Source organism: Nocardia jinanensis (genome assembly GCF_014645735.1).
GTDB classification, from domain to species: Bacteria; Actinomycetota; Actinomycetes; order Mycobacteriales; family Mycobacteriaceae; genus Nocardia; species Nocardia jinanensis.
In genome coordinates, this window is the sequence record NZ_BMMH01000001.1 from 391488 (window position 1) to 416560 (window position 25073).

At 67.5% G+C, this 25073-nt stretch carries 22 protein-coding genes; 6 read left to right on the top strand and 16 right to left on the bottom strand.

Annotated elements, in window-relative coordinates:
- Positions 1-62 precede the first annotated feature (62 nt).
- On the top strand, positions 63-467 hold the full coding sequence (locus IEY68_RS01790; RefSeq protein WP_058855594.1) for a pyridoxamine 5'-phosphate oxidase family protein: 405 nt from the start codon (positions 63-65) through the stop codon (positions 465-467).
- Between the two features lie 36 nt (positions 468-503).
- On the opposite strand, the gene IEY68_RS01795 is transcribed toward IEY68_RS01790, so the two are convergent.
- On the bottom strand, positions 504-1643 hold the full coding sequence (locus tag IEY68_RS01795; RefSeq protein ID WP_058855593.1) for a M24 family metallopeptidase: 1140 nt from the start codon (positions 1641-1643) through the stop codon (positions 504-506).
- A gap of 71 nt (positions 1644-1714) precedes the next feature.
- Here IEY68_RS01795 and IEY68_RS01800 point away from each other — a divergent pair, with 71 nt between their 5' ends.
- Entirely contained in the window at positions 1715-2683 is a 969-nt protein-coding gene (locus tag IEY68_RS01800) for a 5'-3' exonuclease (RefSeq protein ID WP_058855592.1), read from the top strand.
- Positions 2684-2745: 62 nt separating this feature from the next.
- On the opposite strand, the gene IEY68_RS01805 is transcribed toward IEY68_RS01800, so the two are convergent.
- The 11 genes from IEY68_RS01805 to dop all read right to left on the bottom strand — a co-directional run bounded on the left by IEY68_RS01805 (position 2746) and on the right by dop (position 15650).
- Positions 2746-3540, bottom strand: coding sequence for a DUF4333 domain-containing protein (locus tag IEY68_RS01805; protein ID WP_058855591.1), 795 nt, complete (start codon positions 3538-3540; stop codon positions 2746-2748).
- A gap of 77 nt (positions 3541-3617) precedes the next feature.
- Positions 3618-6320: a DEAD/DEAH box helicase gene (locus IEY68_RS01810; protein ID WP_062995718.1), complete on the bottom strand. Its 2703-nt coding sequence runs from the start codon at positions 6318-6320 to the stop codon at positions 3618-3620.
- 69 nt (positions 6321-6389) lie between these two features.
- Positions 6390-7358 (bottom strand): twin-arginine translocase subunit TatC, encoded by a 969-nt coding sequence (gene tatC / locus IEY68_RS01815; protein WP_058855590.1) that lies wholly within the window; start codon positions 7356-7358, stop codon positions 6390-6392.
- 169 nt (positions 7359-7527) lie between these two features.
- On the bottom strand, positions 7528-7782 hold the full coding sequence (tatA, locus tag IEY68_RS01820; protein ID WP_058855589.1) for a Sec-independent protein translocase subunit TatA: 255 nt from the start codon (positions 7780-7782) through the stop codon (positions 7528-7530).
- Positions 7783-7940: 158 nt separating this feature from the next.
- The gene (locus IEY68_RS01825; RefSeq protein WP_058855588.1) at positions 7941-8924 is read right to left on the bottom strand and encodes a helix-turn-helix transcriptional regulator; all 984 of its coding nucleotides are present in this window, start codon (positions 8922-8924) and stop codon (positions 7941-7943) included.
- On the bottom strand, positions 8921-9916 hold the full coding sequence (locus IEY68_RS01830; RefSeq protein WP_156426257.1) for a helix-turn-helix transcriptional regulator: 996 nt from the start codon (positions 9914-9916) through the stop codon (positions 8921-8923). The genes IEY68_RS01825 and IEY68_RS01830 overlap by 4 nt, the downstream gene beginning before the upstream one ends.
- Before the next feature lie 610 nt (positions 9917-10526).
- The gene (gene pafA, locus IEY68_RS01835; RefSeq protein WP_189093968.1) at positions 10527-11885 is read right to left on the bottom strand and encodes a Pup--protein ligase; all 1359 of its coding nucleotides are present in this window, start codon (positions 11883-11885) and stop codon (positions 10527-10529) included.
- Positions 11886-12157: 272 nt separating this feature from the next.
- Positions 12158-12925: a proteasome subunit alpha gene (gene prcA, locus IEY68_RS01840; protein WP_058855586.1), complete on the bottom strand. Its 768-nt coding sequence runs from the start codon at positions 12923-12925 to the stop codon at positions 12158-12160.
- The gene (gene prcB, locus IEY68_RS01845; RefSeq protein WP_058855585.1) at positions 12922-13794 is read right to left on the bottom strand and encodes a proteasome subunit beta; all 873 of its coding nucleotides are present in this window, start codon (positions 13792-13794) and stop codon (positions 12922-12924) included. Before prcB ends, prcA begins: the two co-directional genes overlap by 4 nt.
- Entirely contained in the window at positions 13791-13985 is a 195-nt protein-coding gene (locus tag IEY68_RS01850; RefSeq protein ID WP_030521323.1) for a ubiquitin-like protein Pup, read from the bottom strand. The genes prcB and IEY68_RS01850 overlap by 4 nt, the downstream gene beginning before the upstream one ends.
- Positions 13986-14150: 165 nt before the next feature.
- The gene (dop, locus tag IEY68_RS01855) at positions 14151-15650 is read right to left on the bottom strand and encodes a depupylase/deamidase Dop (protein ID WP_058855584.1); all 1500 of its coding nucleotides are present in this window, start codon (positions 15648-15650) and stop codon (positions 14151-14153) included.
- Positions 15651-15742: 92 nt separating this feature from the next.
- Between dop and IEY68_RS01860 the strand changes: the two genes are divergently transcribed.
- The 4 genes from IEY68_RS01860 to IEY68_RS01875 all read left to right on the top strand — a co-directional run bounded on the left by IEY68_RS01860 (position 15743) and on the right by IEY68_RS01875 (position 20006).
- A complete protein-coding gene (locus tag IEY68_RS01860) occupies positions 15743-16948 on the top strand; it encodes a DUF418 domain-containing protein (protein WP_082681453.1) in 1206 nt (401 codons plus the stop codon).
- A 138-nt stretch (positions 16949-17086) separates the two neighbouring features.
- Positions 17087-18430 carry a YhgE/Pip domain-containing protein gene (locus IEY68_RS01865; RefSeq protein ID WP_082681452.1) on the top strand — a complete coding sequence of 448 codons (1344 nt, stop codon included), beginning with the start codon at positions 17087-17089 and terminating at the stop codon, positions 18428-18430.
- Between the two features lie 96 nt (positions 18431-18526).
- Positions 18527-19447 (top strand): helix-turn-helix domain-containing protein, encoded by a 921-nt coding sequence (locus IEY68_RS01870; protein WP_058855583.1) that lies wholly within the window; start codon positions 18527-18529, stop codon positions 19445-19447.
- A 1-nt stretch (position 19448) separates the two neighbouring features.
- The gene (locus IEY68_RS01875) at positions 19449-20006 is read left to right on the top strand and encodes a dihydrofolate reductase family protein (RefSeq protein WP_058855582.1); all 558 of its coding nucleotides are present in this window, start codon (positions 19449-19451) and stop codon (positions 20004-20006) included.
- Between the two features lie 210 nt (positions 20007-20216).
- On the opposite strand, the gene IEY68_RS01880 is transcribed toward IEY68_RS01875, so the two are convergent.
- The 4 genes from IEY68_RS01880 to arc all read right to left on the bottom strand — a co-directional run bounded on the left by IEY68_RS01880 (position 20217) and on the right by arc (position 24896).
- Complete coding sequence (locus IEY68_RS01880) at positions 20217-20894, bottom strand: TIGR00266 family protein (RefSeq protein WP_058855580.1); 678 nt, start codon at positions 20892-20894, stop codon at positions 20217-20219.
- A gap of 114 nt (positions 20895-21008) precedes the next feature.
- The gene (locus IEY68_RS01885) at positions 21009-21374 is read right to left on the bottom strand and encodes an arsenate reductase family protein (protein ID WP_058855579.1); all 366 of its coding nucleotides are present in this window, start codon (positions 21372-21374) and stop codon (positions 21009-21011) included.
- An 18-nt stretch (positions 21375-21392) separates the two neighbouring features.
- Positions 21393-22931, bottom strand: coding sequence for a glycosyltransferase family 39 protein (locus tag IEY68_RS01890; protein ID WP_229718561.1), 1539 nt, complete (start codon positions 22929-22931; stop codon positions 21393-21395).
- Positions 22932-23135: 204 nt separating this feature from the next.
- Complete coding sequence (gene arc, locus IEY68_RS01895; protein ID WP_058855577.1) at positions 23136-24896, bottom strand: proteasome ATPase; 1761 nt, start codon at positions 24894-24896, stop codon at positions 23136-23138.
- Positions 24897-25073 lie beyond the last annotated feature (177 nt).

Below are 25073 nucleotides of genomic sequence, written 5' to 3' on the forward strand. Positions count from 1 at the left end.
CGGAACGGCATGGAGAGCCGGGAGACGTGCCGGGCCGGCGCGACGCCCGCTACGGTCGGTCCATGACGCTGCGTACTGTCGAATTGTCCCCGGCGGCCGTCGAGTTCCTCACCGAACGACATCTGGCCACTCTCACCACCCTCCGCTCCGACGGCACTCCGCACGTGGTGCCGGTGGGTTTCACCTGGGACCCCGACTCCGGTCTGGCCCGAGTGATCACCGACGGGGCCTCGGTGAAGGCCCGTAATGTGCGCCGGTCGGGTTACGCGGCCGTCGGCCAGGTCGACGGCGCGCGCTGGCTGACCCTGGAGGGCCCGGCCGTCGTTCTCGACGACGCTCCCGCCGTGCGGGAAGCCGAACGGCGTTATGCCGAGCGCTACCGGGTACCGAGGGAGAATCCGACCCGCGTGGTGCTGGCCATCGAGGTCCAGCGGGTGCTGTGCGGTGTCCGGTTGCGCGAGGCTTGAGCCCGATCGGCCGGCCGTCGGGCGGGCCCGGTCGGCCTAGCCGTCGGCCGGGAGCGCGGTGAGCCCGTGCGGACGCTCGTTCATCGACACACATCCGTCCTCGGTGACGACCACGATATCCTCGATCCGGGCGCCCCACTCGCCCGGGAAATAGATCCCGGGTTCGATACTGAACGCCATTCCCGGCCGCAACTCCAGCTCGTTACCCGCGACGATATAGGGCTCCTCGTGCACCGACAGGCCGATACCGTGCCCGGTCCGGTGCACGAACGCGGGTCCGAAACCGGCGGCCTCCAGCGGTTCGCGGGCGGCCGCGTCGACAGCCTCGGCCCGGATGCCGGGACGCACCGCGGCGACGGCCGCGGCCTGGGCGCGTTCCAGTTCGGCGCAGCGGGCCGCGATCTCCGGATCCGGTTCGCCCAGCACATAGGTCCGGGTGGAATCGGAGTAGTAACCGGGATCCACCGGCCCGCCGATATCGATGACCACGACATCTCCGGTATCGATACGGCGATCGGACACCTCGTGGTGCGGGTTGGCGCCGTTGGGCCCGCTGCCGACGATCACGAACGCCGCCTCGGTATGCCCTTCGGCGACGATGGCGTCGGCGATGTCCTTGCCGACCTCGGCTTCGGTACGCCCGGCCCGCAGGAACTCCCCCATCCGGGCGTGCACCCGGTCGATGGCGGCGCCCGCCCGGCGCAGCCCCTCGATCTCGGCATCGTCCTTGATCATGCGCAGTTCACGCAGCACCGGCGTCGCCGAGACCGGGAGACCGCTGAAACTACGCGCCAGCGGCAGCAGGTGCAGCGCGGGCATGGAATCGGCCACCGCGACACGGGAGCCGATGTGCAGGGCCGACTGGACCAGTTGATACGGATCGACCCCGTCCACCCAGTCCAGGACCCGCAACCCGAGTTCGTCCACCGCGGAATCCCGCAGTGCGGACACCTCCAGTTTCGGGATCACCACCGACGGTGTGGCCTTGTCCGAGGTGATCACCAGACAGGTCAGCCGTTCGAACGATTGGGCCGCCGATCCGATGAGATACCGCAGATCCGGGCCGGGGGTGATGAGCAGGGCATCCAGATGGGCATCGCGGATCAACTGCACCGCCCGCTCCAATCGCTGCCCGTAGACATCCGCCGCGAACCGTGACTCCGTGTGCGCGCTCATGATCTCGAAGGTACCCCGCTCCCGGGGGACACCACATCGGATACGTCGGTGGCGCCTTGTAGATTCACCGGGTGACTACGACCGAATCCACGCCGTGTCCGCTGCTGCTGCTGGACGGCGCGAGTCTGTGGTTCCGGGCCTACTACGCGATCCCGGACAAGATCACCGCGCCCGACGGCCGGTCGGTGAACGCCCTGCGCGGGTTCACCGATATGGTCGCCTCCCTCGTCACCAAGCACCGCCCTGCCCGGCTCGTGGTGTGCCTGGACCTGGATTGGCGACCGCGGTACCGGGTGGACCTGGTACCCACCTACAAGGCCCACCGCCTCGACACCTCCGCCACGGCCGAACCGGGCGCCGAGGAAGTACCGGACCGGCTCACCCCGCAGGTCGAGATGATCCTCGAGGTACTGGCCGCCGCCGGTATCGCCACGGGCGGCGCGGAAGGACTGGAGGCCGACGATGTGCTGGGCACCCTGGCCTCCACCGAGCTCACCGACCCGGTGATCGTGGTCAGCGGCGACCGGGATCTGCTGCAACTGGTCCGCGATACGCCCGAACCGCCGGTGCGGGTGCTGTACGCGGGCCGCGGGCTGGCCAAGGCCGAACTGTTCGGCCCCGCGGAGGTCGCGGCGAAATACGGTGTACCGCAGGAGAACGCGGGTCCCGCATACGCGGATATGGCGACACTGCGCGGAGATTCGTCCGACGGGCTACCGGGTGCCGCCGGGATCGGTGAGAAAACCGCCGCCACCCTGATCAGCCGGTTCGGTTCGCTCGAGGCGCTGCGGGCAGCGGTCGACGATCCCGGCGCCGATCTCGCGCAGGGAATCCGGGCGAAACTTCGCGCGGCGGCCGGCTATCTCGACGCGGCGGCACCTGTGGTGCGGGTGGTCCGCGACGCGGATGTGATCCTGTCCCGGCCCGACAACCTGCACCCCATCCCGGCCGACGCCGACGCACTGCAGGAACTGGCTCGCGTCTACAACGCGGAAAGCCCCGTCGCCCGGCTGGTCACGGCACTGGCGAACTGCTCCTGAACCTGCCCGGAACAGCGAAAAACCCGCCGGATGGCAGCGTCCGGCGGGTTCACCCGGTCAGATCAGCTCGGACGGCCGACCTCGTAGGTACCGTCGTCCTTGGTGATCTTGACGTTGACCTTCTTGGCCTCGCCGCCGACCTTCAGATCGCAGGTGAACGTGGCGTCCACGGCGACCTCCTGGCCCGCGGGGCACTGGACATCCTTGACGTCCTCGATGCCGTAGGACTCCGAGAGAACCTTCGTGACCCCGGTCTGCACGGCGGCCTGGTCCAGCTGGTCTTTGGCGGTGAGGGTCAAGATCCCGACAACGGCGCCGACGATGAGTACCACCACGAGCAGTACCAGACCGACGATGAGCCCGGTCTTCTTACCGCCGCCGGAGGGCTGCTGCTGCTGCGGCGCCCACTGCTGCTGGTTCGGCTGGCCCCACTGCCCGGACTGGGCCTGCGGCTGCTGCCCCCACTGCTGGTTCGGATCACTCCACTGCGGCTGCTGCTGCGGATCGGGGGCGCCCCACTGCTGCGGCGGCGGAGGTTGCTGGCCCCACTGCTGCTGGTTGGGGTCGCCCCACTGCTGCGGCTGGGGCTGCTGCGGCTGCGGTTGCGGCTGGCTCCACTGCTGCTGCTGTTGCGGCGGCGGGGCCGGCTGCCACTGCTGACCACCTTGATCGCTCCCCCACTGCTGGGTGGGCTGCGCCTGCTGTGGGTCGGGCTGATTCACCGGAGGCTGCGCGGGCGGCTGGTTCCCCCACTGCGGGGCCGCACCGGGCGGCTGCTGCCCACCCCAGACCTGGGTGGGATCGTTACGTCCCTCCCCGGTACCCGGGGCGTCGTTCGGTCCGTACGGCCCGCTCATCTGGTTGCCTCCACTCGCATCGTCGAACACACGGTAGCCCCCCGCGTGCGGTTGAAATCAAATCACAATCGATGGTCTCACGCCGCGTCCACCGCGACGACACCACGCCGAATCGCCCGGACGGCCTTGGCCGCGGTGCCCGCGACCTCGGTATCGTCTGCGTTGCTGTTGATCTGGTCGAGCAGATCTATCACCTGCCGGCACCAGCGCACGAAATCGCCGGCCGATAGCGGTGTGCCCTGGTCTCCGCTGGCCAGCAGCGAATCCGCCAGGGCGTCACCGCGTGCCCATTTGTAGATACCGCCGACGAAGCCGAGATCGGGTTCGCGGCTGGGCGCCAGCCGGTGTTCGGACTCGTCGTTGCGCAACCGTGACCACTCGGCGATGGTCGCGGCCACCGCGCGGCGGATGGGTTCGGTAGGCCCGGTGGCACCGAGATAGCCGCCCTCCGAACGCGATTCGTACACCAGAACCGATACCACGGCAGCCAGTTCGGCCGGCCCCAGCCCACGCCACAGTCCCTGCCGCAGACATTCCGCGACGAGCAGATCGCTCTCCGCGTAGATCCGGGCCAGCCGCCGCCCGTCCCCGGTGACCTCCCCCTCGTGGACGAACCCGCGTTCCTCGAGCAGGCCGACGATCCGGTCGAAGGTGCGGGCCAGCGAATTCGTGGTCGTCGCGACCTTCTGCCGCATCGATTCGGTCTCCCGGGCCACCCGGTTGTAGCGCTCCCCGATCCGGGCCAGTTGTTCGCGATCCGCCCGGGTGTGGGCGGGATGGGCCCGCAGCGCCCGGCGCAGGGCCCCCAACTCGGAATCGTCGGCGCCCGCGGCCCGTTTATCGCGGCGCGGCCGGTGCGGTGCGGTGATCCCGGTACTGCGCAGCGCCGACGCGAGATCGCGGCGGGTACGCGCGGTGCGATGATCGACCCGGCGCGGCAGCCGCATCCGGCCCAGCGGCTGCGCCGGTACCGGGAAATCGGCGACCGAGACCCGGCCCGCCCATTTGTCCTCGGTGAGCACCAGCGGCCGCGGGTCGCCGGGGGTCGCGTCGGGCTCCAGGATCACCGCCAAGCCCGCCCGGCGGCCGGCCCCGATAGCGATCACATCGCCGCGCCGCAGTTCGGTGAGCGCGGCGACACCCGCGGTACGCCGATCGGTCCGCGTCTGCTGGTTGAGCTGGCGTTCGCGCTGTTTGATCCGTTCCCGCAGCCCGAAGTACTCCAGGAAGTCGCCGTCCTCACCACCCAGCTGAGCGGCGAGTTTGCGCAGCTGACCTTCGTTGCGCTCGATACCGCGGACCAATCCCACCACGGATCGGTCGGCCTGGAACTGGGCGAAGGAACGTTCCAGCAGCAGCCGGGCCTCCTCGGCACCGAGCCGGTCGATCAGGTTGATCGACATGTTGTACCCGGGTTTGAAGGAACTACGCAGCGGATAGGTCCGGGTGGACGCGAGACCGGCGACCGCGCTGGTATCGACCTCGGGCTGCCAGAGGACGACCGCGTGACCCTCCACATCGATACCGCGCCGCCCCGCCCGGCCGGTCAGCTGTGTGTACTCACCGGGCGTCAGTTCGGCGTGCGTCTCACCGTTGAATTTGACCAGCCGTTCGAGCACCACCGTGCGTGCGGGCATATTGATGCCCAGTGCCAGCGTCTCGGTGGCGAACACCGCCCGGACCAGCCCTTTGACGAACAGCTCCTCGACGGTGTGCCGGAACGCGGGCAGCATCCCCGCGTGATGCGCGGCCAGACCCCGGTGCAGCGCCTCACGCCACTCCCAGTACCCGAGCACCTCGAGGTCGGCGCGGGGCAGCTCACCGGTGTGCTTCTCGATGATCGCGTCGACCACCTCGGGATCCGAGGAACCACCGAGATCCAGCCCGGAGCGCAGGCACTGGGCCAGCGCGCCGTCGCAACCGGCCCGGCTGAAGATGAAGGTGATGGCCGGGAGCAGGCCTTCCTCGTCGAGCCGCGCCAGCACTTCGGGCCGGGGCAGCGGACGGAAGAACCGCCGCGGACCGCCACGTCCCCGCGGACCGCCACCCCAGCTCTCCATCCGGTCGGCGTTCTCCCGCTGTTTGATGAAGCGGACCAGATCGGAATCGACCAGCACCCGCTGATCCGAGGATTCGCTGTCGAACAGGTCGAACATCCGCCGCCCGACCATCACGTGCTGCCACAGCGGCACCGGCCGGGTCTCGTCCACCACCACGGCGGTATTACCGCGCACGGTTTCCATCCACGCGCCGAACTCCTCGGCATTGGACACCGTGGCGGACAGACTGACCAGCCGCACCTCTGGCGACAGGTGCAGGATGACCTCTTCCCAGACCGCGCCGCGGAACCGATCGGCCAGATAGTGCACCTCGTCCATCACCACATGCGACAGGGAGCGCAGCGTATCCGACGATGCGTAGATCATGTTCCGCAGTACTTCGGTGGTCATCACCACAACCGGAGCATCCGGGTTGATCGACTGATCGCCGGTGAGCAGACCGACCCGCTCCCGGCCGTAGCGCGCGGTGAGATCGGCGAACTTCTGGTTCGACAGCGCTTTGATGGGCGTGGTGTAGAAGCATTTCCCGCCGGAGGCCAGCGCCAGATGGACCGCGAATTCACCGACGACGGTCTTCCCGGCACCGGTGGGCGCGCAGACGAGTACCCCGTGCCCCTCCTCGAGGGCGGTACAGGCCTGGCGCTGGAAAGGGTCCAGCTCGAATGTCAGCTGGGCGGCGAACCGGGACAGTTCGGCGGTCAGCGACGCGTTCGGTCTCACGGCTCCGAGACTAATCGAGGAATCCGACAGGGGTCGCGCCGATAAATTCCGCGGATGATCCGGCGGCGGTCAGAGTGTGTCCGAATAGTCCGAGGTGGACCGGCCGGTCTGCCCCGGGGCGGGCACGGTATCGGCCGCCGGGATCGGCGCCGCCGCATCGACCGAACCCGGGGCCTCGATACGCGAAGCTTCCTCGTCGTCGAGTGCGCCCAGCTGCTGCTCCTCGATCCGGGCCCGGCGCCGGTCGTTGAACCGGGCGAATTGCACCGCGAACTCGAACAGCACCGTCAGCGCGAGTGCCAGCGCCAGCATCGAGAAGGGATCCTGCGGAGTGACGATCGCGGCGAAGACGAACAGACCGAAGATGATGCCGCGCCGCCAGGCCTTCAGCTTCTCGTAGGGCAGCACCCCGATCAGATTGAGACCGATGATCAGCAGCGGTGTTTCGAAACTGACCCCGAAAATGATCAGCAACTGGATGATGAAACTGAAGTACTGAGAACCGCTGAGCGCGGTGATCTGCACATTGTCACCGATACTGAGCAGAAAGCTCAGGGCGTGCGCGATAACCCAGTAGGCCAGTACCGCGCCACCCACGAACAGCACCGACCCGGTCATCACGAAGCCGACCGCGTACTTGCGTTCCTTCGGGTAGAGGCCCGGCGTGATGAACGCCCATGCCTGGTACAGCCACACCGGGCAGGCCAGCACCACACCGGCCGTGAGGCCGACCTTCAACCGGAGCATGAACTGCTCGAACGGCGCGGTCGCCAGCAGCCGGCACGCACCGTCCGGAGACAGCGAGGCACGAGCGGAATCGGGCAGCGAACAGTACGGGCCGCGCAGGATGTCGCCGAGGCTCTCCAGCCCGAATATCGAATGCGAGTACCACAGGAATCCGACGATCGTGGTGACCAGCACGGCCGCCAGGGAGATCAGCAGCCGGGTGCGCAACTCCCGCAGATGGTCGACCAGGGACATGGTGCCATCGGGGTTGGTCCGGCGTTTGCTGTGCCGGGGGTCGAACGGAATTCGCATGATGTGTGGATGCCCTCGTATCAGCGTGCCTCGCTCCGCTCGGCCTGCGGCGCTACCCGGTGCACCGGCGGTCCCCCGCGCGGGCTACGGCCAGCGCCCGGTCGGCAGCGCCGGGTCGACAGCAATCGTATCGGGGTCCGGGCGCGCGCCCGGACCCGCGGATACGGGCTCAGAGCGTTTTCGACTCGCTCCGGGTCTCCGTGGCCTGCGTACCCGTCTCGCGACCGGCCGGCAGTTCCGGAGCGGGCTGCGCGGTGGCGGCGCCCGCGGGCTTGCCGTCGTTGTGCATCTCGCTCACTTCGCTCTTGAAGATCCGTAGCGACCGGCCGAGACTGCGGGCCGCGTCGGGCATCCGCTTCGCGCCGAAGAACACCACGAACAGCGCCGCGATGATCAGCCAGTGCCAGATGCTCAGACTGCCCATTGTGGTTACCTCCCAAGACTGTGGTCTCTCCGATGCTACCTGCCCAGACGGCGGCATCGAACCCAACCTGGGGCGGATGCCCGCACGTCACACGCCGGTACTCCGCCGTTCACCGGCACATCCGGTGGTGGGGACGCGCGCGGCGCACCCGCCGGTTGTCAGGCGGGTGCGTCGAGCTCAGCGGCCAGATAGGCGGCCAGAGCCGCGTCGGAGCGGTCCCGGACCGCCGCCACCAGCTCGGGCGGGCCCAGTACGGTCACCCCGGATCCGAACCCGAGTGCCAGCCGGGCCATCCAGTCCAGTGTGGCGAAACGCATGGTCGCCTCGATACTCCCGTCGGCGTGTACCGCCACCCGGTGCATCGGGTACTGGTCCAGCACCCAGCCGTGGTCGGCGGCGATCAGCAACCGGGCCAGCGGAACCGCGGGATCGTCCTGGAACAGATCCAGGCCCGCCTCGGTATCGCGCGCCTCACGCGGCGGACGGGCCGGTTCGTCGAGCTCCTCCGCCGATTCGATCCGGTCGAACCGGAAAAGTCGCACGCCCTCGGCCTGGCGGCACCACGCCTGCAGATAACTGTTGTCGTCCACCGCGACGATCCGAATCGGATCGACCACCCGGTTCGACACCACATCGCGGCTCGCCGAGTAGTACTCCAGCCGCAGCGCCCGCCGGGCTGCCACCGCCGACCGCACCGTGGTCACCGCGGGCGCCTCCATAGGCGGCCCCCCGGCCGGACCGGCACCCGAAACCCGCGCCGGAGCGGCCCCGGAAATCGCCGATTCCAGTTTCGCGATGGCCGAATGCGCGGCGGTCGGATCGACCATCCCGGGCAGGTCGACGATCGAACGTAACGCCACCAGCACCGCCGTCGCCTCGATCGACGTCAGCCGCAGCGGCCGCTCGATCCCCGCGGTGAACGTGACCTGCACACTCTCCTCGGAGAAGGACAGATCGATCAGATCACCGGGGCCGTAGCCGGGCAACCCACACATCCACAGCTGATTCAGATCGGCCATCAACTGTTTGGTCGTCACTCCCAGATCGGCGGCGGCCTCGGCCGCGCTGATCCCGGGATTGGCCACGAAATAGGGAACCATGTTCAGCAGTCGCGACAGCCGCGCCGACAACCGGGTGCTCACAACGCCACCTCCGTCCGGTCGATGACCGAACGCAGCCGCGCCACCACATCGGCCCGCAGCTCCGCGGGTTCGAGCACCAGCGCATCCGCACCCAACCCGGTGATCAACCGGGCCAGCCAGTGCTGCGACCTGATAGGCACCTCGAGCACACTGCCCGGCCGGTCACCGACGGTCCGGCTACCCACCACATCGCCGATCCGGCGCAGATCCCGGCCCCGGCCCTGCGCCACCCAGATGGTCGCCGAACCGGTGACCGGCGCACTCCCGGTCACCTGGGTGACGATCTCCCGCAGATCGGTACCCGGGGGCGGATGCACGGCATTACGGGGCCCGTACGCGGTGATCTGCTCACCGATCCGCGACAGCCGGAAAGTCCGCACCGCGTCCCGGTCCCGATCGTGCCCGACCAGGTACCAGCGCCCGCGCAAGGTCACCACCCCCCACGGCTCGACATCACGCATCAGATACGGGGAATTGCTCGAGCCCCGGTGCTCGAACCGCACTGCCTGACCGCCGTCGATCGCCGCGAGCAACTTACCCAGCACCGGCTCGGACCCGCGGGTACGCGCGGGCACCGCCGGAATGGCCGCGAACGCGGTATCGGTCTCGACGTGCACACCCCCGGCCCGCAATTTCAACAGCGCCCCCGCCGCGGCCGCCGCCAACTCCGGCGACTCCCACATCTGCAGCGCCACGGCCACCGCCGCCGACTCCTCACTGGTCAGATCGATATCCGGTAGCTCATAGGCGTCCCGATTGATGCGGTACCCCTCAACGGTGGAAAAACGCCCGGAAGGGCCCACCTCGAGAGGTATGCCCAGATCCCGGAGCTCGTTCTTGTCCCGCTCGAACATCCGGCTGAACGCCTCGTCGCTGGCACAGTCCTCATAGCCCGCGACGCTCTCCCGGATACGCTCCGCAGTCAGGAACTGCCGAGTCGACAGCAGCGCGATGACCAGATTCATCAGGCGCTCGACCTTGGATATCGCCACCCGAGCAGGATAATGCAGTGTTTATCGGCGGCGCCTTCGGCGCCGCGGGCGGGGCCCTGTTAACCCCGGTTCTTCACTCCTTCGCTCAGTCGCTGCGCTCCTTCGCTACGTCGCTCCAGAACCGGGGCGGGCCCCGCCGTTGAGGTGGACCATCCGGAGTAAGAGGCCGCCGACCGGGGCTACCGCGGCTGGGTGAAATGGGGGGCGGAGGGTTGGTGCGGGCGGGCGTCTTTGTTGTCTGGGTAGGCTGACGGCTCCATGAGGGCTCAATGGTTTCGCTCTGTGGATAGATTCTGCGCATGCTGCGGAACCGGGCGAGCCCCGATCACCGAGTAGGACCATCCGGAGTAGACAGAGGGTGTTCCGGACTCGAGGCCGGTCCCGCCGTTCAGGCCTCGAAGCGCACGGGACCTGCGGTCGGCCATCGGGCGGGAGCGACCATTGGGTACCTTCGGCCGAGCGGAAACTGCCCAGGTCTGGTGCGAGTATCGAAACCCGAACGGCCGGGGACCTCGGGTGCCTCGACCCCGAGGGCCGAGTTCGGGCGATCAGCGAAAAACGACGTCGGCGCCGACCGGACCAGGGTCCGATCGGCGCCGGTGACCGACGATCACATCGAGGCGATCAGGCGATCCACTCGTTCGTCCACCGAGCGGAACGGGTCCTTGCACAGCACGGTGCGCTGGGCTTGGTCGTTCAACTTGAGGTGGACCCAGTCGACCGTGAAATCGCGGCCGGCCGCCTGGGCGGCGGTGATGAAATCGCCACGCAGTTTGGCGCGGGTGGTCTGCGGCGGGGTGTCGACGGCGGCATCGACCGCGTCGTCCTCGGTGATCCGCTTGGCCAAGCCCTTGCGCTGCAGTAGATCGAACACACCACGACCACGTTTGATGTCGTGGTAGGCCAGGTCCAGCTGGGCGATCTTGGGGTCGGACAGCTCCATGCTGTAGCGGTCCTGGTAGCGCTGGAAGAGTTTGCGCTTGATCACCCAATCGATCTCGGTGTCGACCTTGGCGAAATCCTGCGATTCCACCGCGTCCAGGGTCCGGCCCCACAGATCGACCACCTGATCGACCTGGGGATCACGATCCCGGTTGCGCAGATGCTCCACGGCACGCGCGTAGTACTCGCGCTGGATATCCAGGGCACTGGCCTGCCGCCCCCCGGCCAGCCGCACCGGGCGGCGGCCGGTGAGGTCGTGGCTGACCTCACGGATGGCCCGGATCGGGTTGTCCAGGGCGAAATCGCGGAACGACACCCCGGCCTCGATCATCTCCAGCACCAGGGCGGCGGTGCCGACCTTGAGCATGGTGGTGGTCTCGGCCATATTCGAATCGCCCACGATCACGTGCAGACGCCGGTACTTCTCGGCGTCGGCGTGCGGTTCGTCGCGGGTGTTGATGATCGGGCGCGAGCGGGTGGTCGCCGAGGAGACGCCCTCCCAGATGTGCTCGGCTCGCTGCGACAGGCAGAATGTGGCGGCCTTCGGTGTCTGCAGTACCTTGCCGGCCCCGCAGATCAACTGCCGGGTGACCAGGAAAGGCAGCAACACATCGGAGATCCGGGAGAATTCGCCGGCCCGTACGACCAGGAAGTTCTCGTGACATCCGTAGGAGTTGCCCGCCGAATCGGTGTTGTTCTTGAACAGGTAGATGTCCCCGCCGATACCCTCCTCCGCGAGGCGCTGCTCGGCGTCGATGAGCAGCTCCTCCAGTACTCGCTCCCCGGCCCGGTCATGAGTGACCAGTTGGACCAGGCTGTCGCATTCGGCGGTGGCGTACTCCGGATGCGAACCGACGTCGAGATAGAGCCGGGCGCCGTTTCGCAGGAACACATTGGAGCTGCGCCCCCAGGAAACCACCCGGCGGAACAGATACCGGGCCACCTCGTCGGGGCTGAGCCGGCGGTGTCCGTGAAAGGTGCACGTCACACCGAATTCGGTCTCGATCCCCATAATTCGTCGCTGCACACTATCGAGGTTACAGCGCTGAATGATTCCTGCGGGGCGGTGCGGAAAACCCGATGTATACGGCTTGGCAACGATTAGGTCGGCGATCGTTCGCCGAAGCGGCATCCGGACGCCCGAACGCCCGGCTCGCGACCCTGCCCGAAGGGCCCGGCCCGGCAACCGTGAGCGCAGCCGGAGGCGGTGACCCCACGAAAACGGGCCGCACACCCCGATCGGTGTGCGGCCCGGTCCTGGTTCCCTCGGCTGCCCGGATCAGGGCCCGGCCGGTCGGGTCACTTCTCCGTTTCGCCAGACTTGCCGTCCTCGGCGTCGTCCGCCGACCCCGCCCCGCCCGGGGAGAGCAGCCGCTCCAACGCTGCGGCCTCGATCCGGCGGAACGCCCGCCGGGGACGAGCCTGCTCCAGTGTCGCAACCTCGAGCGACCCGAAACCGAGCGAACGCTTGTCCTTGTCGGTGCCCTCCGGGACTCCCGCCTGCAGGGCCGAGACCGCAACCCCGATGGCGGCGGAGAGGTCCAGGCCCGGCTGATAGGAGTCCTTCAGCGCGGTGACGATGGGTTCGGTGGTACCGCCCATCACCACGTACTCACGTTCGTCGACGATCGAACCGTCGAAGGTGATCCGGTAGAGCACCGATACCGGATCCTGCTCCGGATAGCCGACCTCGGCGACGCAGATCTCCACCTCGTAGGGTTTGAGCTGATCGGTGAAGATCGATCCCAGCGCCTGCGCGTAGGCGTTCGCCAGCGCCCGGCCGGTCACATCGCGCCGGTCGTACTGGTAGCCCCGCAGATCGGCCTGCAGGATGCCGCCCCGGCGCAGATTCTCGAATTCGTTGTACTTGCCGACGGCGGCGAAACCGGTCCGGTCGTAGAGTTCGCTGACCTTGTGCAGGGTCGCCGACGGATTCTCCGCGACGAACACCACGCCCTTGTCGTAGGCGAGCACCACGACACTGCGGCCTCGGCCGATACCTTTGCGCGCGAGTTCGGTCTTGTCGCGCATGATCTGCTCGGCGGACGCATACAGCGGCAGGGTCATGCCCGGGCGCTCCCTTCCTCTGCGGCCTGACGGTCGGCGGCGATACCGCGCGCGATCTCCTCGAGCCGGGATTCGGCCACCTCGGCGGCGCCGTCGTCATCGATCAGGATCGCGGTCGGGTAGATCCCGCGCAGCAGATCCGGTCCGCCGGTGGCGGTATCGTCGTCGGACGCGTCCACCAGGGCCTCGACCGCGATCCGCAGCGCGCGGTCGGCGTCGATCCCCTTGGTGTACAGCTTCTTCATCGAGGTCCGCGCGAACATGGAGCCGGAGCCGACGGCCGTGAAACCGAACCGCTCCTCGCTGCGCCCACCCACCACGTCGTAGGAGACGATGCGCCCGGCCCGGTCCGGATCGGTGGCCTGCTGGTCGTAACCGACCAGCAGCGGCACCACTGCCAGGCCCTGCATGGCAGCCGGCAGGTTGTCGCGCACCATCTTCGACAGTTTGTTGGCCTTGCCGTCGAAGGTGAGGGATACGCCTTCGATCTTCTCGTAGTGTTCGAGTTCCACCGCGAACAGGCGCACCAGTTCGATGGCCATGCCCACGGTGCCGGCGATACCGGTCGCCGAATAGGTATCGGTGATGTGCACCTTCTCCACATCGCGACCCGCCAGCAGATTGCCCTGCGTGGATCGCCGGTCACCGGCGATCAGGACACCGCCGCGATAGGACACCGCCACCACGGTGGTGCCGTGCGGCGCGATATCCCCCGCGGCACCGCCGCCGGGGTTCCCGGCGGCGGTGGTCTGGCTCAGCGCATCGAAACTGTTGCTGGGCAGCAGGTCCGGTGCGTGCTGGCGTAGATGTTCGGAAAAGGATGACAGGGCGTACCCCAAATGGAGACGCGAGGGGTCACCTGCGGTCACTGGCCACCTTTCTGCACGTAGGCACGAACGAAGTCTTCGGCGTTCTCTTCGAGCACATCGTCGATCTCGTCGAGCAGGTCGTCGGTGTCCTCCGCCAGCTTCTCGCGCCGCTCCTGACCGGCGGCGTCTACTCCGTCGACGCCTTCGTCATCGTCGCCGCCCCCGGCGCGTTTGGTCTGCTCTTGTGCCATCGCAGCCGACCTCCTCTGTTTTCCACCGACCGGCCGCGCTCGCGTGCCGGACGAATCGTGAGCACCTCTGTGCTCGTTCTTCAACACTACCCAGCCAGGACGACACGTAGTCGGATTACGTCCCACCCCGGTGGCCGCGACCGCCGGGGTATTTCCGGTGAACGCTCAGGTGGTGAGCTGTCGCACCAGGTCAGCGGCAGTATCGACACCGTCGAGAAGTTTCCCGACGTGCGCTTTGGTACCGCGGCGGGGCTCCAGGGTGGGGATCCGGACCAGCGAATCACCGCCCAGGTCGAAGATCACCGAGTCCCAGCTGGCGGCGGCGATATCGGCGCCGAACCGGCGCAGGCATTCACCCCGGAAGTAGGCGCGGGTATCGGTGGGCGGCTTGGTCATGGCATCGAGCACCTGCTGCTCGGTGACGAGTCGTTTCATCGACCCGCGCGCCACCAGCCGGTTGTACAGGCCCTTGTCGAGCCGCACATCCGAGTACTGCAGATCCATCAGATGCAGTTTCGGCGCCGCCCAGCCCAGCCCCTCCCGGCTGCGCATCCCTTCGAGCAGGCGCAGTTTGGCCGGCCAGTCGAGCAGATCGGCGCATTCCATGGGATCGCGTTCCAGCAGATCCAGCACCATCGACCAATTGTCGAGCACATCGCGTACCCGCTCGTCGTCGTTGCCCTGCTCCTCGACGAATTTCGCCACCCGTTCGTGATACAGCCGCTGGATCGCCAGCCCGGTGAGTTCGCGCCCGTCGGCCAGCGCCACCGTCGCGCGGAGAGTGGGGTCGTGACTGATGGTGTGGACCGCGGTGACCGGGCGGGCCAGCTGCAGATCGGACAGATCGGCACCGGATTCGATGAGATCCAGCACCAGCGCCGTGGTCCCGACCTTCAGATAGGTCGACATCTCGGCCAGATTGGCGTCACCGACGATGACGTGCAGTCGGCGGTATTTGTCGGCATCGGCGTGCGGTTCGTCGCGCGTGTTGATGATGCCGCGTTTGAGCGTGGTCTCCAGCCCGACCTCGACCTCGATATAATCCGAGCGCTGCGATAGCTGATAGCCCGCGTTGTCTCCCGACTGCCCGATCCCGACCCGGCCGGACCCACAGATCACCTGACGGGATACGAAGAACGGGGTGAGTCCGAGAATCACCGCGTTGAACGGGGTTTCGCGGCTCATCAGATAGTTCTCGTGGGTGCCGTAGGAGGCGCCCTTGCCGTCGACGTTGTTCTTGTACAGCTGCATCCGGGGTGCGCCGGGGACACTGGACGCGTGCCGGGCGGCCGCTTCCATCACCCGTTCGCCGGCCTTGTCCCAGATCACCGCGTCCAGTGGATCGGTGACCTCGGGGGCGGAATATTCCGGATGCGCGTGGTCGACGTAGAGCCGGGCGCCGTTGGTGAGGATCATATTCGCCGCGCCCACCTCGTCGGCGTCGATCACCGGGGCCGGACCGTTCATCCGGCTCAGATCGAAACCGCGGGCGTCGCGCAGCGGCGACTCGACCTCGTAGTCCCATCGAGTGCGCTTGGCGCGCGGCACCCCCTCGGCCGCGGCATATGCCAGAACCGCCTGGGTAGAGGTGAGGATCGGGTTGGCCGACGGCTCGGTGGGCGTGGAGATCCCGTATTCGACCTCGATACCGATGATGCGCTGCATGAGTTCGAGAGTAGGCGACGGAAGGCGAATCATCCGTCGAGTCGTACTTCCGGACGATGCCGTGGCGTACCGCACGACCACATGCTCTGACCATGACCCGCACCGTCGCCGACCCGCGCGTTCCTGGACCGAACCCCTCCCGCCCACCCCGCCTCGCGGCACTGGATGTGCTGCGCGGAATCGCCATTCTGGGCACGCTGGGCACGAATGTATGGATATTGACCGACCCCGAGGGGTTGAGTGGATATCTGCGCCGGATCTCGATATCGCCCACCGACGGCTGGATGTGGGCCGAGAAGGTGCTGCAGCAATTGGCACAGGGCAAATTCCTGGGTCTGCTCACGGTGATGTTCGGTATCGGCCTGGCCATCCAGCAGAGTTCGGCACGCCGGGCCGGACGCCCCTGGCCGGGCGGCTATCCCTTGCGCGCGGGTCTGCTGTTCCTCGACGGTCTGCTCAATTTCCTCTTGATCGCCGAATTCGATGTGCTCATGGGTTACGCCGCGACCGGCCTGGTCGTCGCGTTCCTGCTCACCCGCAGCGAGCGGGCACAGGGCCGCTGGCTCTACACGATGCTCGGCGTGCATCTCACCGCGATCGCGCTCTACGCCGGCTCACTGCTGCTGGCGCAGCCCTCCGCCCCGCGGGAACGGGCACCGCTGTCCCCGAACCCGTACGCCGACGGGTCGTTCTGGGATCTGGTGCTGTTCCGAGCCGAGAACGCCCTGGTGTTCCGTGTCGAGGCGATCGTGATCCTGCCGCTGTCGATCGCGCTGTTCCTGCTCGGCGCGCGGCTCTTCCATGCGGGGGTGTTCCGACCCGAAGGCGCGCGGCTGCGGCGCCGGCTCGTACTCGTGGGCTTCGGCGTGGCCGCACCGATCGATCTGCTGGCCGGTCTGGCCGGCGGTGGTGATCTGGTGCTGATCACCCGCTATCTGGTGGCTCCGGTGGTCTCGCTGGGGATTCTCGCGCTGGTCGCCGAGTTCTATGTGCGCCGCCCGCGCACCGGATTCGCCGGACGCCGGCTGACCGAGATCGGCCGGGCCGCGCTGAGCTGCTACATCCTGCAGAATCTGGTGGCGTCGATCCTCTGCTACGGCTGGGGATTCGGGCTGGCCGCACGGTTCGCCCCGGAAGCCCGGGTGCCCTTCACCGTCGCGATCTATCTGACGGTGTGCGCGGTGATCGCGCTGTTCGCGCACCTCTGGCTGCGCCGGTTCGAACGCGGTCCGGTGGAGTGGCTCTGGCATTCGAGCTATCGACTCCTGAATCGGGCACAGCCCGCCACGCCGCGCTGATACGCCCACCGCAGTGAGCAGACACACCCGGCCGGGTACCGGTACCCGGCCGGGTAACTGCCACCATTGACCCGGCCGTACCGGCAGACGACCGGCCCGTGGCACCGGGCCGCAAGCGCAGCTTCCACGGAGGACACGATGGGGACCCACAGCACCGGCGACGAACCCGGCACCCGCGCCGCACCGAGCGAGGAGGGCGAGACCGGCACCCGCGCCCGGGTCCGGCGTCGCATCCGCATCTCGGCCGGCCCGATCGTGGTGATCACGCTGCTGATGGCCTTGCTGTCGACGATGTATCTGGGCTACGTGGTGAACCCGGAGAAGAATCTGCACGATTTCCCGATCGCGCTGGTGAACCAGGACGACGGCGATATCCGCGACGGACAGCAGATAGATATCGGTGACCAGATCACCTCGGCGCTCACCGAACGCGTCCCCGCGGACAAGGTCGATCTGCGGGTGATCGGAATCGGCGAGGCCCAGCGGCTCCTGGACAACGGGGAGGTCTACGGCGCGATCATCCTGCCCAGCGATCTGTCCAAACGACTGTCGATCCTCGGCACGGGCAGTGTGGTGCCCGGTGATATCCAGCAGCCCGTGATCACCGTGGTGACCAACCCCCGTACCGGCACCTACGCCACCCAGATCACCCAGACCGTCGCCCGCCAGGCCCTGATCCAGGTGAACGCGGAGGTCGGCAAACAACTGACGGCCACGGTCGACGACGAGCTGAAGGCGGGTCCGGGCGGCGGTACCGAGATCTCCGGCGCCGCCCGGTTGATGCTGGCCGAACCGATCCAGGTCCTCATCGAGCCGTACCGGCCGCTGCCGGACGGGACCGGGCAGGGACTGTCCGCGTTCTTCTACACGCTGCTGGTGGTGCTGGCCGGTTTCACCGGCGCCATGATCGTCCACACCATGGTGGATTCGGCACTCGGTTTCGTCCCCACCGAATACGGACCGTGGTTCGTGCACCACCCCACCTCCCCGCATTCCCGGGTGCGCACCCTGCTGCTGAAATGGGGGGTGATCGCCGTCGCGGCACCGATTGTCTCCGGCCTGTTCATCGGTATCGCCACGCTGCTGGACATGCCGCTCGACCACAGCCTCGCCCTGTTCCTCTTCGGCACCCTGGCGATCATCGCGGTCGGGGTCACCGCACTATCTGTACTGGCGGTGTTCGGCTCGGCCGGTCTGCTGATCAACCTGATCCTGTTCATCGTGCTCGGGTTGCCCTCGGCCGGCGCCACCATTCCGCTGGAGGCGACGCCGCACTATATGGCCTGGCTGGCCACCTTCGAACCGATGCACCAGATCTACCTGGGTATTCGCGCCATCCTGTACTTCGACGCCCACGGCAACCCAGGGCTGGCGCGCGGGGTCGGGATGAGCCTGTTCGGGCTGGGTGTCGGTCTGGTCCTCGGGCTCGTCTTCACGATCCTCTACGACCGGAAGGGTCTGGAGCGCCGCAGCAACCGCTGAGCGTCGGCGTGCGTGCCGCCGGGGCGACGACCCCGGGGGGCGACTTGCGCAAGATCGGTCAAGCGCGGCGCGTGGTCGAACCGACAGACTCGACGGGTGAACAACCGACGTGACCGACTACGCGAACTACTGGACGCGGTTCTCGACGAGAACAACACCACGCTCGGGCAGATGGCCGCCGGCGCGTATGCGTCGCGGTATCACTTCGCCCGGCAGTTCAGTCGCGGCACCGGCGAATCTCCGGTCGGCCTGCGGCGGCGCGTGCTGCTGGAACGCGCCTGCTGGCAGCTCGGCGGCGGCGCGGGAGTCACCGAGGCGGCTTTCGCCGCGGGCTACGACACGGTGGAGGGGTTCAGCCGGGCGTTCGCCCGCGCGTTCGGTCATTCGCCGAGCGCTACTCCACCGCTGACCGGCCGGACCCCGCGCCGGCTGCCGGCGGCGAACGGCATCCATTTCCATCCGCCCATGTCGCTGTGGGTCGACGGAGAACCGAAGGGACGCTCCGATATGGACCCGACCGCACTACTGCTGCACCACGATCTCGAGGACACCGCACTACTGGTGAAAGCCGCGGCGGGGCTGAGCGAGGAAGAGTTCCGGCGGCCACGCGGCGGCAGCGGAACAGTACTGCCATGGGACGGTCCCGAGGATTCGGTCGCCGCCGTGCTGCACCATCTGATCCGCAGCAAGGAGGTGTGGCTGGCCTCGATCGAGGGAGCCGACACCCCGGTGGCCGGCGGCGACGATCTCCCCGCGCTCATGGCCCGTCTCGACGAGGTGGGTCCACGCTGGCTGGACACAGTTCGCGAGATCGACCGGCGTGGCAGCTGGGGCGACATCCTGATCGACGCCCTGTGCGAGCCACCGGAGAGTTTCGTACTGGGCAGCGTCGTCGCGCATGTGCTCACCTACTCCGCGTATCGCCGCCAACTGGTGCGGTACTGGATACGCGGGACATCACCCGATGATCCCGTCGGCTGGGGCGACCCCATCGACTGGCTGCAAAAGAGAGATTGACATGACCACCCACGCATCCGCGCCCCGGACCATCTACAACACGGCGACCAGCCTCGACGGCTTCATCGCCACCACCGGCCACTCACTGGACTGGTTACTGACCCGTGAGGCCGACGAGGACGGCCCCATGGGGATGACCGAATTCATGGCAGGTGTCGGCGCGATCGTCATGGGCGCCAACACCTATCAGTGGTTGCTCGACAATCAGAGCGCGGAGCCCTGGCCCTATGAGGTCCCGACCTGGGTGTGCACACATCGTGAGTTCGCGCCGCGCACCGACGGCGATGTGCGGTTCACCGGAGAACCGGTCGAACTCGTCCACAAGGCGATGGCCGAGGCGGCGGCCGGGAAGAACCTCTGGATCGTCGGCGGCGGCGAACTCGCCGGCCAGTTCGCCGACCACGGCCTGCTGGACGAGGTGATCGTCTCGACAGCCCCGGTGACGCTGGGCTCCGGGGCGCCCCTGCTGCCGCGCCGGCTGGAGTTGCGGGTCGCCGAAATGGCCCGCAATGGGGAATTCACCTGTGCGCGCTACACGGTGGTCGGTCCGGACGCGTAATCGGAGGGGCGGTCCTCCGGGACGACCGCCCCCGCCTGATAGGCGCAGTTGGGCAAGTCCGTCCGCGATCCACACACGGCCGGAACGAACGCGCAGGCACGCAAAACGCGCACGGCCGGAACGAACGCGAAGGTACGCAGAACGCGCACGGCCGGAGCGAAGGCGGAGGTACGCAAAACGCGCACGGCCGGAGCGAAGGCGGAGGTACGCCTATCCCGAGGAAACCGATGCCGTCCAGGAGGCGAAGGCGCTGGGATTACGGGTCTGCAGCAGGACCCGCCCGGGGCCGACGAAATCGAACACCAGCCCCTCACCGGATTTCAGCGACTGCAGCGAGCGACCCGAGACCGCGCGCCGGATGGTGAACCGGATGGACAGATCGTAGGCCACCACGTGTCCGGTATCGATGGTGACCGGCTCGTCCGGAGCCAGGTCGATGACATCGATGGCGCCGAACACACCCACCACGACCTCGCCCTGGCCGGACGCGCGCAACCCGAAGCCGCCTTCACCGCCGAACAGGTTGGCGAAGCCGCCCCATTTGCTCTCCACCTGCACACCGGACGAATTCGCGATCCAGCCACCGCGACTGATGAAATACGGCTGATCCGGGGCGATCTGCAACGCCAGCATGTCCCCGGGCAGCGACGGCGCGACATCCACCCAGCCGCCCTGCTGTGGCGCGGTGAAGGTGGAGACGAAGAACGATTCGCCGGACAGCATCGAACGCTTCAGACCGGCCAGGATGCCGCCCTCGGCCTTGGCCTCCAGCGTCACCCCCGCCGAATGCGCCACCATGGCACCGGATTCCACCCGGACCGGTTCACCGCCCGCGAGGACACACCGGGCAACCGTCGACGACGGGTTATGCCGCAGTTCAACTTTCATGAGCCGACACTACCGCCACCGGACCGTTCGGCCGTACGGTACGGGCGTCGCGAATTCGCCGGCTCGTCCGGGCCGCCGCGGTATGCGCGTTACACCCCGGCAATCGCCCTTCTGTCACCCCAGCGAATCCAGAGCATCCGTATCGCGGGCCACCACAGCACGCCCGGCGGTGAACACGATGGGGCGCTGGATGAGCCGCGGATGCTCAGCGAGCGCTTCGATCCAGCGGTCCCGGTCGGCATCGGTCCGGCCCCAGTCGGCCATCCCCAGTTCCTTCGCGATGTCCTCACTCGTGCGGGTGATATCCCACGGTTGCGCGCCGAGCCGGTCGAGCGCCGCGCGGATCTCCGCGGCGGTGGGCGGATCGTCGAGATACCGGCGGACCGAATACTCCACTCCGGTGGCATCCAGGTGCGCCACGGCGGCCCGGCTCTTGGTGCAGCGCGGGTTGTGCCAGATCTCGGTTTCCGGAGTGCTCATAGCAGCGAGCGTAGTCGGCTACAGATGCATCCATTCCGGCCACACCTGCGACCACGGCCGCCGGGGCTGCGCGCATTTCCAGAGGGTGACATCGAGGGTGTTGCCGAGGAAGCCGAGCCGGGTGTCGACGTGCCCGATCGGTTCGAGGATCGCGAACTGGGCCCGCATCCGATCCTCGTCACCGCCGACGCACACCATGGTGGTGGCCGAATCGGCGGGTGCGCCGAAGTATCCGAAGCCACGCGACGGGCTGTGCACCTCGGGCAATTCCGCGCGCGCCAGTTGGTCCAATGCTCCCGCCTGCCAGTAGCTCTCCGCGAGCACCGCCGAATGCGCCTGCTCCGCGGGGGTCAACGATCGGTGGGCGGCCACCGCCGCCGCCGCGAGTTCGGGCCAGCCGAATTCACCGAACAGCCCGATGTTCATCGCGGCCTCGGTATCGTTCGCGGGCGGGGCGATATCACCGGGGTTCTGCCAGGGCGTGGACCCCGCGATCAGCACGAGCGACAGCGCGGCCAGCGCCGCTCCCGAACCGAGGAGTATTCGCCGACGACGTCGCGATCCGGTGCGCTGCACCGCCCCCACCAGAGCTACCGATCCGGCGGCGAACACCATCCCGTACATTCCGGCCAGGTAGTAGACCCGGCCGCCGGAGACCAGGAACACCACGAGCAGCAGCACCGTGCTCACGCCGAGGAACCGGTACGGGCGCAGCGTTTCGTACCGCAGCAATGCCCAGACGCCGTAGCACAGCAGCACAGCGCCGAGTGCACCCGCGATGAGCACCGCGAGGGGTACGAACATTGCCTGACCGCCGGTGTACTGCTGTTCCTCGCGTACCACCGCACCCAGGCCGAGCTGCGGCCAGCCGTGAGCGGCCTGCCAGAGCAGCGAGGGTATCGAGACCGACAGCACGATCACGCCACCCACCCACAGCAGCGGCCGGCGCACCAGATCCCGGGGACCGAACGACAGCGAGCCGATCGCCAGTGCGATCCAGAAGAACGGGATAAGCCATTTGACCTGCATATCGATCGCGGTGACCACCGCGGCGGCCAGCAGCAGCCCGTCCCGGCGGGTTCGGACCCAGCGCACGATCAGCCAGGTGATCAGTACCCACAGTGCGGAATCGATGGCATTGGTGGACAAGTTCTTGGCCTGCATGAGCAGGAAGGGCGAGGTCGCATATCCCACCGCGGTGAGCACCTGGGCAGGGCGGCCGCCGCCGAACTCCCGTGCGATCAGGGCGCTGACCACCACGGCCACCACCGTGACGACGATCGCCGGCAGCCGCAGCGCCACCAGGGAACCCGGTGCGACGGTATCGGCGAGTGCCGCGAGCAGGGGTAGCACCGGTCCTTGATCGGCGTAGCCGAAGGACAACCGCCGGCCCGCGGCCAGAAAGTACAACTCGTCCCCGAAGTAGCCGTAGCGGGTCGCCGACAGCACCAGCACGACGGCGGCCACAGCGGCGACGCCGAGTACGGGTCCCGTGGCGAACGGACGGTCGGCGGGCATATCCGACGGCGGTGCGGCGGTGTCGGTCTTCGTGGTCACGGGTACTCCTGGGCTTCGTGAACCGGGCCCTCGGAACATATCCGCGCCGGGACCCCGACGGCGTCCACCTGCCGGACGATTCCGGGCGCACGATACGGGGCCGGCCCTGCCCATTGCGGCGTACCCGGGATCCACCCGCAGGGGTACCCACATACGACCGAGGCCGCGCTTCCGACGGAAGCGCGGCCTCGGTGACTGTGCCGGCTACAGGTACTGGCCGGTGTTCGATTCGGTATCGATCGCCCGGCTGGCACTGGCGTTCTTCCCGGTGACCAGCGTGCGGATGTAGACGATCCGCTCACCCTTCTTACCCGAGATACGTGCCCAGTCATCAGGATTCGTGGTGTTGGGCAAGTCCTCGTTCTCGGAGAACTCGTCCTGGATCGAATCGTAGAGATGCTGGATCCGCAGACCCGGGTTGCCGGTGTCGAGCACCGCCTTGATGGCGTACTTCTTGGACCGGTCCACGATGTTCTGGATCATGGCGCCGGAATTGAAGTCCTTGAAGTACAGGACCTCCTTGTCACCGTTGGCGTAGGTGACCTCCAGGAAGCGGTTGTCCTCGCTCTCGGCGTACATCCGGTCCACGACCCGCTCGATCATGGCATTGACGCAGGCCACCTTGTCGCCCTTGAACTCTTCGAGATCGTCGGTGTGCAGCGGCAATCCCTCGGTGAGGTACTTGGAGAAGATGTCCTGCGCGGATTCGGCGTCCGGCCGCTCGATCTTGATCTTCACGTCCAGCCGGCCGGGCCGCAGGATCGCGGGATCGATCATGTCCTCACGGTTGGAGGCGCCGATGACGATGACGTTCTCCAGCCCTTCCACCCCGTCGATCTCGCTCAGCAACTGCGGGACCACGGTGGTCTCCACATCCGAGGAGACACCGGAACCACGAGTCCGGAAAATCGAGTCCATCTCGTCGAAGAACACGATCACCGGCGTACCTTCCGACGCCTTCTCCCGGGCCCGCTGGAAGATGATCCGGATATGGCGTTCGGTCTCACCCACGAACTTGTTCAGCAGCTCGGGGCCCTTGATGTTGAGGAAGTAGGACTTCGCTTCCTTGGCGTCCTCGCCCCGCGCCTCGGCGATCTTCTTGGCCAGCGAATTCGCCACCGCCTTGGCGATCAGTGTCTTACCGCAGCCGGGCGGACCGTAGAGCAGCACACCCTTGGGCGGGCGCAGCGCGTACTCGCGGAAGAGATCCTTGTGCAGGAACGGCAGCTCCACGGCATCACGGATCTGCTCGATCTGGCGGCCGAGACCACCGATGTCCTCGTAACCGACATCGGGCACCTCTTCCAGCACCAGATCCTCGACCTCGGCCTTGGGGATACGCTCGAACGCGAACCCGGCCTTCGTATCGACCAGCAGGGAATCACCCGGCCGCAATTTGCGGATCGGGGAGTCCGGATCCTCCAGATCGTCGGCTTCGGCGAGCCTGCTCAGAGGCCCGGACAGCCAGACCACCCGCTCCTCGTCCGCATGCCCGACGACCAGCGCGCGGCGCCCTCCGTCGAGGATCTCCCGCAGGGTGCCGATCTCGCCGATCGCATCGAACATCCCGGCCTCGACCACCGTCAGCGCCTCGTTGAGGCGGACGGTCTGGCCGTAGGCCAGCGTCGTGGTGTCGATATTCGGCGAGCAGGTCAATCGCATCTTGCGGCCGGAGGTGAACACGTCGACGGTCTGATCCTCGTACACCCCGATCAGAATCCCGTAACCGCTCGGTGGCTGACCGAGCCGGTCGACCTCCTCACGCAACGCGACGAGTTGCTGCCGCGCTTCCTTCAGGGTATCCATCAGCTTGGTGTTGCGAATGGTCAGCGAATCGATACGGGCTTCCAATTCCCGTGAGCGATCCGGTGAGTCGGCGAGTTGCCTCCGGAGTGCAGCCGCTTCGGCGCGCACTGCCTCGAGTTCTCTCCAGGCCGCCGAATCCGAATTCTCGATGGGGCTCATGTGCTGCTCCTCCCAGTCCCGGTCTACCAACGCTACCGGGCGCGGCCCGTTTGCGCTGTCCGACACGGTTTCGTCGTGATCACATCTGGTCCGCGGCCGTCTGCTGGTCACACCATGTTAGCCTGCCCTAACCCATTTACGGTGGGCATGCTCACCGACTAGCCGAAAGGTTGCCAG